Source organism: Falsihalocynthiibacter sp. S25ZX9 (assembly GCF_041205405.1).
Classification (GTDB): domain Bacteria; phylum Pseudomonadota; class Alphaproteobacteria; order Rhodobacterales; family Rhodobacteraceae; genus Falsihalocynthiibacter; species Falsihalocynthiibacter arcticus.
In genome coordinates this window covers 111,853-126,033 of sequence record NZ_JBGFCD010000004.1, presented here as the reverse complement: position 1 = coordinate 126,033, position 14,181 = coordinate 111,853, and the positions used below count along the sequence as shown (strand labels likewise).

At 51.9% G+C, this 14,181-nt stretch carries 14 protein-coding genes; 3 read left to right on the top strand and 11 right to left on the bottom strand.

Annotation, left to right across the window (positions count from 1 at the left end):
• Window positions 1-55: 55 nt before the first annotated feature.
• Window positions 56-382 carry a chorismate mutase gene (locus AB9F29_RS06460; RefSeq protein ID WP_369755011.1) on the top strand — a complete coding sequence of 109 codons (327 nt, stop codon included), beginning with the start codon at window positions 56-58 and terminating at the stop codon, window positions 380-382.
• Window positions 363-1,265: a bifunctional methylenetetrahydrofolate dehydrogenase/methenyltetrahydrofolate cyclohydrolase FolD gene (folD, locus tag AB9F29_RS06455; RefSeq protein WP_369755010.1), complete on the top strand. Its 903-nt coding sequence runs from the start codon at window positions 363-365 to the stop codon at window positions 1,263-1,265. Before AB9F29_RS06460 ends, folD begins: the two co-directional genes overlap by 20 nt.
• Here the strand turns inward: folD and AB9F29_RS06450 are convergent.
• On the bottom strand, window positions 1,262-2,059 hold the full coding sequence (locus AB9F29_RS06450) for a crotonase/enoyl-CoA hydratase family protein (RefSeq protein ID WP_369755009.1): 798 nt from the start codon (window positions 2,057-2,059) through the stop codon (window positions 1,262-1,264). The two genes, folD and AB9F29_RS06450, sit on opposite strands and share 4 nt — an antisense overlap.
• A gap of 87 nt (window positions 2,060-2,146) precedes the next feature.
• The gene (locus AB9F29_RS06445; protein WP_039001494.1) at window positions 2,147-3,457 is read right to left on the bottom strand and encodes an ATPase; all 1,311 of its coding nucleotides are present in this window, start codon (window positions 3,455-3,457) and stop codon (window positions 2,147-2,149) included.
• 153 nt (window positions 3,458-3,610) lie between these two features.
• Between AB9F29_RS06445 and AB9F29_RS06440 the strand changes: the two genes are divergently transcribed.
• Entirely contained in the window at window positions 3,611-5,287 is a 1,677-nt protein-coding gene (locus tag AB9F29_RS06440; protein ID WP_369755008.1) for a hypothetical protein, read from the top strand.
• Here the strand turns inward: AB9F29_RS06440 and AB9F29_RS06435 are convergent.
• The 9 genes from AB9F29_RS06435 to AB9F29_RS06395 form a co-directional block, all read right to left on the bottom strand.
• Window positions 5,234-5,737: a prepilin peptidase gene (locus AB9F29_RS06435; RefSeq protein ID WP_369755007.1), complete on the bottom strand. Its 504-nt coding sequence runs from the start codon at window positions 5,735-5,737 to the stop codon at window positions 5,234-5,236. The two genes, AB9F29_RS06440 and AB9F29_RS06435, sit on opposite strands and share 54 nt — an antisense overlap.
• A gap of 2 nt (window positions 5,738-5,739) precedes the next feature.
• Window positions 5,740-6,594 carry a lipopolysaccharide assembly protein LapB gene (locus AB9F29_RS06430; RefSeq protein WP_039001491.1) on the bottom strand — a complete coding sequence of 285 codons (855 nt, stop codon included), beginning with the start codon at window positions 6,592-6,594 and terminating at the stop codon, window positions 5,740-5,742.
• Between the two features lie 18 nt (window positions 6,595-6,612).
• The gene (locus AB9F29_RS06425) at window positions 6,613-7,176 is read right to left on the bottom strand and encodes a tetratricopeptide repeat protein (RefSeq protein WP_039001490.1); all 564 of its coding nucleotides are present in this window, start codon (window positions 7,174-7,176) and stop codon (window positions 6,613-6,615) included.
• A gap of 5 nt (window positions 7,177-7,181) precedes the next feature.
• Window positions 7,182-8,162: a type II secretion system F family protein gene (locus AB9F29_RS06420; protein WP_039001489.1), complete on the bottom strand. Its 981-nt coding sequence runs from the start codon at window positions 8,160-8,162 to the stop codon at window positions 7,182-7,184.
• 13 nt (window positions 8,163-8,175) lie between these two features.
• Entirely contained in the window at window positions 8,176-9,144 is a 969-nt protein-coding gene (locus AB9F29_RS06415) for a type II secretion system F family protein (protein ID WP_335585028.1), read from the bottom strand.
• Window positions 9,145-9,149: 5 nt separating this feature from the next.
• The gene (locus AB9F29_RS06410; RefSeq protein ID WP_335585027.1) at window positions 9,150-10,583 is read right to left on the bottom strand and encodes a CpaF family protein; all 1,434 of its coding nucleotides are present in this window, start codon (window positions 10,581-10,583) and stop codon (window positions 9,150-9,152) included.
• A gap of 9 nt (window positions 10,584-10,592) precedes the next feature.
• Entirely contained in the window at window positions 10,593-11,843 is a 1,251-nt protein-coding gene (locus AB9F29_RS06405) for an AAA family ATPase (protein ID WP_335585026.1), read from the bottom strand.
• A gap of 196 nt (window positions 11,844-12,039) precedes the next feature.
• A complete protein-coding gene (locus AB9F29_RS06400) occupies window positions 12,040-12,687 on the bottom strand; it encodes an OmpA family protein (RefSeq protein WP_335585025.1) in 648 nt (215 codons plus the stop codon).
• A 4-nt stretch (window positions 12,688-12,691) separates the two neighbouring features.
• Complete coding sequence (locus tag AB9F29_RS06395; RefSeq protein ID WP_369755005.1) at window positions 12,692-14,131, bottom strand: type II and III secretion system protein family protein; 1,440 nt, start codon at window positions 14,129-14,131, stop codon at window positions 12,692-12,694.
• Window positions 14,132-14,181: the final 50 nt, after the last annotated feature.

Sequence of the window (14,181 nt, the reverse complement as noted above, 5' to 3'; positions counted from 1 at the left end):
TTGAGGGCGGGCGCGTATTGGCGTATGAGAAGGCGACCTAAACTATGGAATGCCCATGCGCGACCCAGAAAACTGTAAAAACATGATGGAATTGCGCGTCGAAATCGATGCGCTGGACCGTGAATTGGTCTCGAAACTGGCGTTACGGTTGAAGTATATCGACCGTGCCGCCGAGATCAAAATGCGTGATGGCCTGCCGGCAAACATCCCCGCTCGAGTCGAAGATGTCGTTGAAAAAGTCACGTCACAGGCTCGGATTGTCGGCCTTGCACCAGCACTCGCAGAATCCATATGGCGCGAAATGATCGGGTTTTCGATTGCCCGTGAAGAAGCCGTTCTAAACTCACCCAAGGAGAGCCCCGATGACAGCAACGTTGATTGATGGCAAAGCATTTGCAGCCAAAGTGCGTCAGAAAGTGGCCACCCACGTAACCCGATTGCGCGATGAAAATGGCATTACACCAGGGCTGGCTGTTGTGTTGGTAGGTGAAGACGCTGCGAGCCAGGTTTATGTTCGCGCAAAGGGAAAAATGACAACCGAAGTTGGCATGAATTCGTTTGAACACAAGTTGGAAGCGGATACCTCTGAAGGCGATTTGTTGGCGCTGATTGCGAAGCTAAATGCCGATCCTAGCGTGAATGGCATTTTGGTCCAGTTGCCGCTTCCTGCGCATTTAAACGAGGATTTGGTGGTCAATTCCATCGATCCTGCCAAAGACGTTGATGGGTTTCATATTTCCAATGTTGGGCGCTTGGGGACAGGACAAAAGTCTATGGTGCCTTGTACGCCGCTCGGCTGTTTGATGATGTTGCGCGAGTTTCATGGTACGCTTTCCGGTTTGAATGCTGTGGTCATTGGGCGCTCAAATATTGTGGGCAAGCCTATGGCAAGTCTGCTTCTTGGGGATAGCTGTACGGTCACAATCGCCCACAGTCGCACGAAGGATTTACCAAGTGTCGTCCGTGCTGCGGACATCGTTGTGGCCGCCGTTGGGCGGCCAGCGATGGTAACGGGGGATTGGATTAAGAAGGGCGCAACTGTGATTGATGTGGGGATTAACCGCATTCCCGCCCCTGAAAAAGGCGAGGGCAAGACACGGCTTGTTGGCGACGTGGATTTCGCGTCGGTCAAGGAAGTTGCTGGCGCTATTACACCGGTTCCGGGGGGTGTTGGCCCCATGACGATTGCATGCTTGTTGGCGAACACACTGACAGCAACCTGCCGCGCGAACGGGCTAGCTGAACCTGAGGGGCTGACGGCTTAGACGGGGTCTTTATAGTTCATTTTTCGCCCCTCTAATCCAGCCATGATGGCCTCCATCTGGTTGGGTGTACCTAAGAGTTTTGCTTGTGCTACAGATTCCGCCATGAGTACGTCAGGTACACTCGCATGTTCGATTTCTGCAATTAGCCCCTTCGCAACGCGGATGGCATCGGGGTTTTTGGTTGCAATATCACAAGCGATCTCAAGTGCGCGGGCTTTTGGATCACCGTTGATTTCGGTGATAAATCCTGCGTTCAATGCGGCATCGCCACTAAAAACTTCTGCGGAATATATGTACTTCCGGATAAGGTCGTCGCGGGCCAGTTGCGGCATGAGGGCCATGCCTCCCATGTCGGGAACAAGCCCCCATTTGCCCTCGCGGATCGAAAACTTACTGTCTGGCCGTGCGATCCGCATGTCTGCGCCGAGCATAATTTGAAAGCCGCCGCCATAAACGTGCCCATGCACTGCGGCGATCACGGGCATCGGTAAGTCGCGCCAAACCATTGTTGCGCGTTGGAAAAGGTTGCTTTCTCCATGCGTACGCGCCGTAATGCCACCGGTTTTGGACATTTGCACAACGAGCGTACCAAATGTGGATGTATCAAGGCCTGCACAGAAGGACGGGCCGTCGCCGCATAAGACAACCGCGCGGATGTCTTTGCGGTCCATCAATGCTTCACCCGTTTCGACAATAGCTTGGATCATTTCCAGATCAAGCGCGTTGCGTTTTTCTGGACGACAGAGCGCAACAATCGCGACAGGCCCATCAATCGATAGGGATACACGTTTCATTATAGCATTCTCCTTTGACATTCAGGGAGAAGATTGCCGTGGTTTCAACCTTTTTCCAAGCCCTTCCGCGAGGGAAAGGCCAAGCCGTCAGTGAATAATCGCCTCGTCTTTTACGAACATATTGGCCCATGCGCGGTCGATCAGGTCGGGGGACATCTGATAGGGTATCCCCTCAAACTCGCAAATCGCGATCATTTGGTCGATCAGGAAGATAGGCTGATAGTTGGCATAAACGTTGTCGATTTCGGGATATTTCTTTTTCAACAAATGCACCAATGCGGCTTCATCAAGAGGCATCTTACGGCGACGTGCCATCATGGCAAAAATCTTGATGTAATCTTCTTGGTCGGGACCATCAATTTTGATTTTAAAGAAGATCCGGCGCAGAGCCGCTCTATCGAAAATCTCGTTCGGGTGGAAGTTGGTTGAGAAAATGACCAGCGTGTCGAAGGGAACCTCAAATTTTTCGCCCGATTGTAGAGATAGGATATCTTTGCCCTCTTCAAGCGGCACAATCCAACGGTTGATGAGAGCCTGTGGTGACTCCTCTTGGCGTCCAAGGTCGTCCACAATAAAGACGCCGCCCGTGGATTTAAGCTGGAGAGGCGCTTGATAGGTGCGGGAAGTTGGGTTGTAGACAAGGTTGAGCATGGAGAGAGACAACTCGCCACCGGTGATAACCGTGGGGCGCTCGCACCGCACATAGCGTGTGTCAAAACGGTTGGAGGCACGTCGCAGCGAGTTTGGATCCTCCTCCTGCGCTTCTGCAGCACTGTGCACAATCGGGTCATAGACCGTGATCACCTGACCGGCATATTCAATGGCGCGCGGTACGAAAATTTTGTCGCCAAGCGCGTCGCGAATCCCGTTCGAAATCGAGGACTTCCCGTTGCCAGGAGGGCCATACATCAGGATTGAGCGCCCAGAACTCACCGCAGGCCCTAGTTGATCAAGGAGCGTTGGCGGTAGGATCAAATGCCCCATTGCGCCGTTCAGTTGCGCCCTGTTGATCATGATATTCCTGATCGATTGGCGTTTGACCTGTTCCTGATAGACCGCGAGGGGGACCGGCATGGCGCCATAATATTCGGACTGGCTTAGAGCATCTAAGGCACGTGCTTTACCCTGATCGGTTAGTTGGTAGCCCATTTCATTGCCCGAGTTGGCGTGAAGGGTCCCTGTCGCTTCAAGTAAGCGTTGCTCGCGGGCCATATCCACCAATTCTTGGGTGACGGGCATTGGGAGGCACACAGCCTTGGCAATTTCAGACACCATTTCGATATTCTGCCGAAACAGCGTTTTCAGAAGTATGTCGCGCATCATCACAGGCGAGAGGTTCATCTCGTTGAGACGTTTTGGGGCGGGGGGGGCAACAACACCCGTGGATTCATAAGACATTTGAAATACCTGTTTGTTTGCCAATTGGTTAGAACTGCTCTTTTTGTGGTGATTCTACCGCGCTTTGTAGGAATGACCACAAAAATCGCGCAGGAGGTTTTGCAAGACGTATGGTCTGCAGCTAGTGTTGCTTAAAAGTTAACGCAGGCACCCATGAAACAAATTAATTCAATTCTCCTTTTTACGATTTTATTCGCAGCCACAATTGTCTTTTCAGGCCTGACCCTTGCCAAGGGGGGCATGTATTTGGGGAAGCACGAATCCGACATCCTCCATCTCTTGGATATTTTACAGCGATTAAGATTGGGTGGGGAAATTCACACTGATATTCAAACGCCCATCGGGGTTTTTGCGTTCGCGCCGGTACTTTGGGTGGCTAATTTTGACGTTGGTTTTGGGATGAGCTTCGCAATCGTTCAATTGGGGCTCGCACTTTGTTTGTTACCCGCTCTTGTTTGGGTTGGCATTTCGCGACTTGGGCCGGTTGGTGCGGTGTTTTTTGGCGTGAGTATCCTTGCGATTGCGACCTCGATGGTTGGCGGGCAAACCGATACATCCTCCTCTATTTCGGTGCATTACAACCGGTGGGCTTGGGCTATTGGCCTGCCATGCCTTGCGCTTGCTGTTTTGGTGCCGCGCATACCCTCTTCTAGGGCGGGCATGTTTGAAGGGGCAGCCATTGGGGTCATTATGGCCGTTTTGGCGCTCTTGAAGGTTACGTTTTTTCTGGGGTTCGCCATACCTGTTGTGGTCGGCCTTCTTTTGCACAAAAACAAAAAGGGCCTCGGCGTTGCCATTTTGGCTGGCCTCGGTGTCGTTGCGGCGACAACCTTGATGATGGGGTCCACATTTTGGGGTGCCTATTTTGATGATTTGATGCGGGTCGCCACGTCTAAAAATCGGCCATTTCCCGGTGAAAGTCTTATGACTCTTGTGACCGCCCCGCAGTATTTGGCAACGTCAATTGTGGCATTTATGGCCTGCGTTACGCTTCGGCAGTCAGGGCAAGGCAAAGCGGCCCTTCTCCTTCTGATTTGCTTGCCGGGCTTCTATTACATCACTTTCCAGAATTTCGGTAATGATCCGATTTGGCTCATTTTCCTCATGGTTTTCCTTATGGCCAACCGTCCGGATCGGGATTTGCGCAATGTAATGGGCTGGAGTATGCGAGGGGTGGCGGCGATTATGTCTGGCGCAGCGCTCGCAATTGTTGCCCCTGTTTATCTGAACATCCTGACGAGTAGCCTGCACCATTACGCCGTAAACACAGCCTCCTACGCACCCTTTCTTCCGATTGTCGCTGCGGACATTCAGACAGCAAATATCCGAAGCCAATCCGTTTCAACCCTTCAGAGGGTGGATGGCGGTGCGAGTGGTCTTGAAGGGTTTGTTTCGGAGCCTCTAGAAAAGGAACCACGCGTGTTAGGTGGGATAGTGTTCCCCGAGTGTCAGAACCAAACGGGTGTGGTTGCGACAGTTCATGCGATTTCGGGTGCGATTTCCCAGATTATTCCCGCGAAGGGCGGGGCACTTTATGTTGCCGACGTGATTTCGGCGCATTGGATCGAAGCGGGGATGACGCCCGCAAAAGGTTCGGCACCGTGGTACTATGGTGGGCTTCCGGGGTTTGAGAACGCTGAGTTTCTTCTTGTTCCCAAATGCCCCGCGCTTCTGTCGGTACGCAATGCCATGCTCGCGGAAATCCAAGCCCGCGAGAATGTTTTGTTGACGCCCTTGGATGAAACGCCGCTTTATGGGTTCTTTCGGATCGACGTCTTAGACGTTGAAAAAAGCAGCAAGAATGAGGTAGAGCGCGAGCAAAAATCCTAGAGAAATCCCCGCAGGGAACTCTTTTTTGCGATGCCAACTTTCCCATTCGGGCGCGAGTTTTTTCGCCAAAGGCGAAGCACGCACAAGCCGGTGCGCAACAAATCCGACGAGCAAACAGGTTGCGAGTAAAATCGTAAATTTCGGGATATCCGCTCGCGCAACGAAAGGGGAAATCGCGGCAAATACCTTTGCGTCTCCTGCGCCCACTAAACCTATGCTTGCGGCAACAAAGCCCACGACGAGCATAACAAGCCCCTGCATCCAGCCGGAAAAATAGACATCTAAAGGGAGGGCGAAAAAGCCGATAACCGCGTAGATCGCGACCAACGCTAGGACGGCTGTATTGCGAATTTTCATGTACTTTAGATCGCTAAACATGACCCAAACACAAATGGGCAGGACGAAAGGCAAGAAGACTTTCGCCGCGCTAGCGGAAAGTGCTAAATCCAAAGTTAAGCGCCACCTTCAAGGGCAGTCAGGGATCGAACCGCAGCTTCGAAGTGCTGAGGATGGGTATCAATCGATTCCTTGAGGAGACCTTTGCCGGTAGCCACATCCCCTTGCTTGACGGCGGTAAGGGCCATCGTGTGAAGCAACAAAGCACGTTCTTCTTGGGTCATGGGGACAATAGGCATTTCGTAATTGCGCTGTGCGCCCCGAGCCAATACCAGATTATTTTTGGCAGTAAACAGTTTGGTGTCATAGGAAATTGACTCGCCAAAGAGCTTTTCGGCCCGTGCGTAATTCCCACGGGTCAGCATCGAGTAGCCCCAGTTATTCAAAACATTTGCCGGTGTCGTTGTCAGTCCTACCGCGGTTTCATAGTAACTATCCGCTTTGGTCCACTCTTTGTTCGAGTCCGCAACCATAGCTTCGAGGCGATACCGTTTAAAAGTTTCGACTGTGGGGGAGACTTGATCCAGCACGACTTCGGCTTCATCCCACTTATTGGATCGGATCAGCGCGTCAGCGTAATCAACCTGATCGGTGCTTGTCCCTTCACTGCTTGCAACAACGGTTTTCCAGCTGCTCAAAGATTCATCGGGTTTCTTGGCACGCACCAAGGACACCGCAAGGCCCCGATGGAAATCCATTCGACTGGGGTCGCTGAGGACGGCTTTTTTGTAATAGAGAACGCCTTCATTTGGATCTGCAACCGTCAACATGATGTCGTTCAGGTTGCTCTCGTCAATGACGTTAATGTCTTTTATCGCACGTTTGACATCGGCTGAATTCGACGAGTCTTCACAGGCGGCAAGAGCTATTGCACTGCTCAAGCACAGCGTTAGAAAAATTGGATGGCGCATTTTTGCGTCCTTTACTGCTCAATTCTCTCGTGGAGTCGCGAGGAGTAAATAGCTGCTGCTACCACGCCGAACCAACTCGTAATTACTTACATCTTCTTCAGCATAGGTCGTATTGTCAATTTTTTCGAGCGCTAAGCGAAGATTTTTGCGGATTGAGTCGCTTTCGCCACTATCCAAGGCATAAGCCGTTTGGAATACGCGGCTGGCTTCACCCGTTTGGCCCGTTTCCATCAGGACAACCCCGAGGTTATTCCATGCAGGAACGAAAGTGGGGTCCTTCTTCACTGCTTGTCGCAACAGTTTTTCAGATTGCCCCAATCGGCCAAGACGCAGGTTCACCGAGCCAAGCGCGCTGAGCACATCTATGGTCATTCCCTGCTCGGAGGCGGCGCGTAAATAGGCTTTAAGGGCGAGTTCATATTCGCCAGCTTCCATCAATCGGTGTCCCACGAGAAGGCCATCTACGCCGTTTTCGGAGCTAACACCCGGAGCGAGAGTACCATTCACGCCAGAACCGCCCGTGGGATCACAGGCGGTTAAGAAGAGGCTGGCAAAGAGGAGAACAAATTTCGTGGCTGTCATGCCACCTAGAGTCCCGCACTTCCTAGTGTTGTGGCAATACCATAAACCGATGGGCCAATAAGAATTATCAATAGTGGCGGAACTGTCAGCATCATCGTGGCCAAAGTCATTTTTGTTGGCAATTTGTTGGCCTTTTCTTCGGCCCGCATCACCCGTTTGTCGCGCATTTCTTCAGCATAGACACGGAGCGCATCGGAAATGGATGTCCCGAAGGTCTGGGACTGATTCAAAACGGTCACAAAACTACGTACGTCTTGCACACCACAGCGTTCGGCCATGTCGTTGAGAACCTGCACCTTGTCCTTACCCGCTTTGGATTCGTGGGCAACGATGGCAAACTCATCGGCCAAATCTGGAAATCCTGCGCGGATTTCTTCACTTACGCGGAGGATGGATTGGTCCATGGATTGCCCCGCCTCGACGCAGACGAGCATCAAGTCGAGGGAGTCAGGAAAGCCGTTGATGATCGCCTCTTGGCGCATTTGGAGACGACGGTTTACCCAGTATTTTGGGGCCATATAACCGATAATTCCGGGAAGGAGGATGCTCATCATCGACGATTGCAGGCCCGCATCTTCTGAACCTGATTGGGTCAAAGTATAGATGGCCCCAAGGATAAGCGCCAAAATACCCAATGCGAATTGTGCAAAATGATAGGTGCGCACCGAGGTTTTATCGCGATAGCCAGCCTGTAAAAGTTTCAAGCGCACAGCGGAGTATTCTTCTTCGTCTTGTGGCTCCAAGAAGTTGGAATATTTTTCCAACTTGTCGTTCTTGCCCGACCGCAAGGCTTGCGTTTTGCCTTGCTCACCATTGGTCCGTGTCTGGCGCAGCTTGTCCAATGGGTCGACCGTCTTGCGCATTAAGAACGGAAGGGTGCCCAAAATGAGGAGAATTCCGAGGGCGCCCGCAATAATCGCAAGCCCGACAGTGACATCCCCAAAGTTGTCGATCAGCATTGTTTTGAAAGTATCAATAAGTCCCATGATGTGCTCCGATCTAAACTTTGATGTTCACAAGCGATCTCATTACGAAAATGTTCGCCGTGAGGAAGCCAGCCACAACGAGGCAAGCGGGGATAAAGACAGAGGTTTCTTTCACGCCGTCATAGTAATCTGGCTGAAGGACGCTGATGCCAACAAGGGCCAAAAGCGGGAAGCCGGAGAGGAACATACCAGACCATTTAGCCTCTGCGGTAATCGCATTCACGCGGCGGAAAAGTTTGAAACGCGCCCGGATAACTTTTGCCAACCCGTCCAGAATTTCGGCCAAGTTACCACCTGATACCTGCTGGATTGTCACGGCAACCGCTAGGAAGCGTAAATCCTGCATATCCATGCGCTCGGCCAAGTGTTTTAGCGCTTCGCCAACGTCGCGACCATAGGCATTTTCATCGGCAATGACGCCCATTTCGGTTCCCAAGGGATCGGCAACTTCTTTTGCGACAATGGAAATTGCAGACGAAAAGGGGTGCCCAACACGCAGGGAGCGCACCATCAACTCAACTGCGTCAGGCAGTTGCTCTTCGAGCAGTGCCATACGTTTTTTGGCTTTGCCATTCACCCACATAAAAACGGCGGTGATACCCATCAAGATCGCGAGTCCAACGCGAATTGGCGCGGAAGCCCCCGTGGCGATTGTCAGACCGAGGAAGGCAACGCCCGCCATCCCGACCATCACGAGAATAAGCTGTGCGGGTGAAAAGGCGATGTTCGCTTTTTGCGCCTTAACAGCCAACAGTGAATAGAGAGGAATGCCGCGCGATTTGAGGTGTTGCCCCATTTCCTTGCGAAGTTGTTCGAGAACTTGTTCCCGCCCGCCGCCTTTTTCCAGCATGTCAAGGCGTCGGTTTACGCGGCTGTTCAAGCTAATGGATTTGCCAAAAACTGTCAGGTAGATTCCTTCGACAAGGACCAATACCGATACGAAAATGAGGACGTAAATGAGAGGGGCTGCACTGATAATCATAACATTTACTCCGCGGCCATTTTGGTGGGTTCAAACAAGGTGGCTGGCAAATCATAACCCCACATGCGGAACCGCTCTGAGAAGTGGCTGCGCACACCTGTGGCTGTGAAGTGACCAATAATCTTGTTATCGGGGGTTAGTCCAACACGTTGATATCTAAATATTTCCTGCATCGAAATCACGTCGCCTTCCATGCCCGTGATTTCGGTAATCGAGGTCATGCGGCGCGAGCCATCTTGAAGGCGGCTGGCTTGAACGATGAGGTTAACAGCCGAAGAAATCTGGCTGCGCACAGCCTTGAGCGGCATCTCAATGCCGGCCATCGCGATCATATTTTCCAGACGGCTGACACCATCGCGCGCCGAGTTGGCGTGGATTGTGGTCATAGAGCCGTCATGGCCCGTGTTCATGGCTTGCAACATGTCGATAACTTCTTCGCCACGCGTCTCCCCAACAATGATACGGTCTGGGCGCATCCGAAGGGCGTTTTTCAAACAGTCGCGCGCGGAAACTTCGCCTTTGCCCTCAACGTTTGGCGGGCGACTCTCCATGCGTCCAACATGTGTTTGCTGGAGTTGAAGCTCCGCCGTATCCTCGATTGTTAGGATACGTTCGGCGTTATCAATGAAGGACGAAAGCGCGTTCAGTGTGGTCGTTTTACCCGAACCAGTACCGCCAGAAACGATGATATTTAAGCGAGTGGCAACGGCGGCCTGTAGATAGGCGGCCATTTCCTCGGTGAAGGCACCGAAGTTTACCAGATCATCAATGCCCAGCTTGTCCTTTTTGAACTTACGAATCGAGACCAGGCTGCCGTCCACGGCAACCGGGGGCACCATGGCGTTAAAACGAGAGCCATCTTGAAGCCGCGCATCCACATAAGGGTTGCTCTCATCAACACGACGGCCAACGGCGGAAACGATTTTGTCGATAATCCGCAGAAGGTGCTTTTCGTCCTTAAAAGTGATGCTGGTGAGTTCCAGTTTCCCGTCGCGCTCCACGAATATTTGCTGTGGGCCATTCACGAGAATATCGTTCACGGTCTCATCCCTCAGGAGAGGTTCGAGCGGGCCAAGGCCGGTCACTTCGTCAAAAAGCTCTCCGTTCAGCGCCGCCCGCTCTTCGCGATTGAGAACAACTCCCATATCTTCCAGGGACTCACTTGCTATGGCAAGAATTTCGGCGCGCAAATCTTTTTCGCTCGCTTTTTCCAAGGCCGCTAAGTTCAGGTTGTCCAATAGGCGACTGTGAATCTCAACTTTGATCTCGCTGAGACGGGATTTGCGTTTAACTTCTTTGTCTTGGGGCGCAGCGGCTCCTGCGACCAAAGCCTTGCGAAGGCTCGGCGCTTTGGGCGCGCTCGAAGTAACCTTTGGAGCGGCCTCCACAAGTTTAGCTGCTGAAGTGACGGCGTCTTTTTTGCTGTAACGTGAAAACATGGTAACCCCTTACGATCCTGTAGCTTCAGCCAAATTGTGCTTGTGTAGCGACAGGGCCAGTTTGTGAATTTCTTTGCGAAGCGGAGACTTCGGAGCGCTTTCGGCTAGCGGTTGACCGTGGTCATTTGCTTGCACGATCTGCTTGCCGCCGTCTGGCAGCTGGACTTCGATGTGTATATCCAGGCTTTCCGCCATCCGCTTGACCCGCGTTTTTCCCGCAATATCCGTGAATTTTGGCCCACGATTGAGTACGAAACGCATTTTCTCGTAGGGCAGTTGTTCTGCCTTCAGGGCGCGGATCATCCGCAATGCGTTTTGGGCAGAGCGCATGTCCAATTCTACCATCGCGAAGTAAATATGCGCTTGCTGAAGAACCGCTTCTGTCCACGCAACCAAAGTCGAAGGCATATCAATGACCACGTAATCGAAGTTGGTCCGTGCGGTTTCAACGATTTTTAGTACTTCTTCCGGGCCAATAATATCCAGCGGCAAGATTTCCGCAGGCGCCGTCAGCACGTGGAGCTTCTCGTTATAGGACAAAAGCGTATGCATGAAGCTTTCACTGTCCATCGTGTCGGTATCCGTCAACATTTCGTAAACGAGGTCGCGACGCGGTAAATCCAGGAATGTGGATGCGGATCCAAACTGGAAATCCAGATCAAGCAAACACACGCGCGGTGGGTTCTTTTTGTCGATTGTCGCGAGTTCCCACGCCAAGTTCACAGCGAAAGTAGTCGCGCCAGTGCCTCCGGCAAGTCCGTGGACCGGTAGAACAACGCCACTATGGTCATTGGTCGCCTTAAGCGTGGTCGTAAGTGGAACCTCCGCCACCGCTGCGGCTGCAAGGCTCGGTTTCTGGCGAAGCCGTTCGATGGCCTCATGCAGTTCGTTTTCTGGAAGCGGGTAGGGGATGAAATCATCCGCGCCCAACCGCAATAATTTGTGCAGAGCAATGGGGCTCACATCGTCGGCGATTAATATCACCTTAACTTCCGAGGTTTTCGCCGCAGTGATCAGGTTGGATATTAGGGACAGGTCCTCTTCGTCTTGGTCGTCAACCGCGATGGCGACGAACTCAAGCCCTTGGGCTTCATCTTGTCCTAAAAAAGCGAGTGCGTCTTGGAACGTCAAGTCTCCCCAGCTCTCGCCGAGTTCTGTTTCCATGTCCTCGATCAAAAGATCGAAGTTTTGCACATCGCGAGAGATGGTACACGCTACGATCGGTGCCAACTCTGGCTGCAGCATTGCGTTACTCGTCATTTGCCTCACGTCCTTCTGTTAAAGGACGAAAACGGTTCTAAATGACAACCCACATTACACTGCTCAAGTGATGGATCGTCCCGTTGTCGCCCATACACGCAAGTCATTCTGCGTGTACTGCTCCCATTTTTTGAGAATGGCAGTCAATCTGGGCAACATTAGGGCCAAAAAGCTATAATTGTGCGGTATCTTGAGACTATTGACTGTTTCCGGCAGCACCCGTCCCAGTCAGTTCGGTTTGGTAAGTTGCGCTTGCAACATACTCGCGGAAAACCACTTCTGCATACTTACCATTGAGTACGGTTGGGTGATTCTTTAAGAAACCGTCCACCTCAGTAACTGTACGACGGTTTTCGCGATTTGGATTGTTGGTATCAATTAAAGGCTGAGACTTACCGTATGATACAACAGCCGCAAGGCGACTGCGGCTAATTCCCTGACTTTCGATATAGTTAACCGCAGCTTGTGCGCGGCGCAGTCCCAAGGCCTTGTTGTAAGCCACAGAGCCAACCAGATCGGTGTGGCCATAGACTTTGAACTTCATTTCAGGGAACTGGGCAATCCATTTTGCCTGAATCGCAAGTGCGGCGCGGGCGTTGTCATCCAACTGGGATGAGTTGAATGCGAAATTGATTGTTGACGGTGTTTCTTCAGCAAAACGCTTTGCCAAATCAACGGCATAAGATTTTTGCCCGGTTTCGACCAATATATTGTTCATGGTCGGGTTTCCGAAACTGCCCTCGTCCAATTCCGAGCCAGCTTCTGTACTACAAGAGGCGACTGCAACTAGACTAACCATTGCGAAAGATTTTACGAAGGCTGCTTTAGACATAAACCGCTGCATTTACTTACTCCATCACGTAACCGTAGGATCCGCCAAATTCTTGCTTGGCAACTTCCCCGGCAACGCCTTTAGGTGTTTTTGAACCGGCAACTTTGCCAAATAGAAAGAGCTCACTTTCAGTCGGGATTCGAATGCGATCCGTTGGAAGAGCAAGGGCTTCGCCGCGCGTTGGGGTCACCAAGTGAGGTGTGATGATGATCACAAGTTCAGTTTGGGCCCGTTGGTATTCGGCGCTGCGGAAAAGAGATCCAAGAATAGGGATGTCCCCGACCCATGGAACCTGACTGTTAAGGTCCTGAAAGTCATCCATTAGCAAACCGGCGATGGCAAAACTCTCACCGTCGCGCATCTCAACTGTTGTCGAGGTTTCGCGCGTTTTGAAGGCGTCAATGCGGAAGCCGTTCACGTCAATACCGTTTGAAGTATCGAGGCTCGAAACCGAGGCGTTGAGCGACAGGTTTATGATGTCATTATCAACAACGCGTGGAATGAAGTTTAGCGAAATACCGAAGGGTTTATATTCAACCGTTGTTGTTGATCCACCGCTTGATGTTTCACTTGCGACTGGAACAGGGTATTCACCACCCGCCAAGAATTTAGCTTCTTGTCCGGAAATAGCCGTCAAGTTTGGTTCTGCGAGCGTACGAACAACACCCTTGCTTTCAAGGGCTTCGAGCATTACGGCAACTTGTGTTGCACCCGCATTGAAGCCAAAGAGCATCGCGCCAGCACGATCACCTGCGTTGGTCGAAGCTGTGGACCCATTATTGATCGCGTTGTTCAATAGGGTGCTGTTGGAATATTGGCCAGAACCAGCCGTTGTGCCGACCGAACCATTTGCAAGAAGGCCCGTAACACCGACGCTTGCACTAAGACTCTTGCGCACGGAGCGGTTCATCTCTGCAAAGCGAACTTTGAGCATGACTTGCTGATTGCCGCCAACAACCATGAGGTTGGAGACGCGCTCAGGAGCGTATCTTTGCGCAAGGTCCATCGCACGATCCAAGCGTGCAATACTGGAAACCGTACCAGAAAGGACTATACCGTCATTTGCTGTGCGGACTTGAATCTGCTCGCTCGGAAGGATTTGTTTCAAACGCTCTTTGAATTCAGCAATGTCTGGCGTGACCTGAACTTCTACGTTTGTAAGAAGATTTCCGTCGCCTCCAAGAAGGGTCAACGTCGTCCGCCCGGGCGCTTTGCCCAAAACATAGATCGTTCGATCAGAAAGTGTGGAAATGTCCGCGATTCCTGGGTTTGCGATGGAAAGTTCCGCAAAAGGAGTTTCGCTTTCCACAACGACCGCGCGGTTCATCGGGACGCTCAACGCAGTTGAGGTCGACCCCCGCAGGACTTTAAGTGTTTCTGCTTGTGCTGATAGTGGGACTGCTGAGCCCAAAATTGCGCCAAAACATGCTGCTGTAAGTATTTTTTTGATCATCATTGTGATCCCGCCTCTCCGACCACGCCTCTATTTATTGGGTCTTTTGTTGC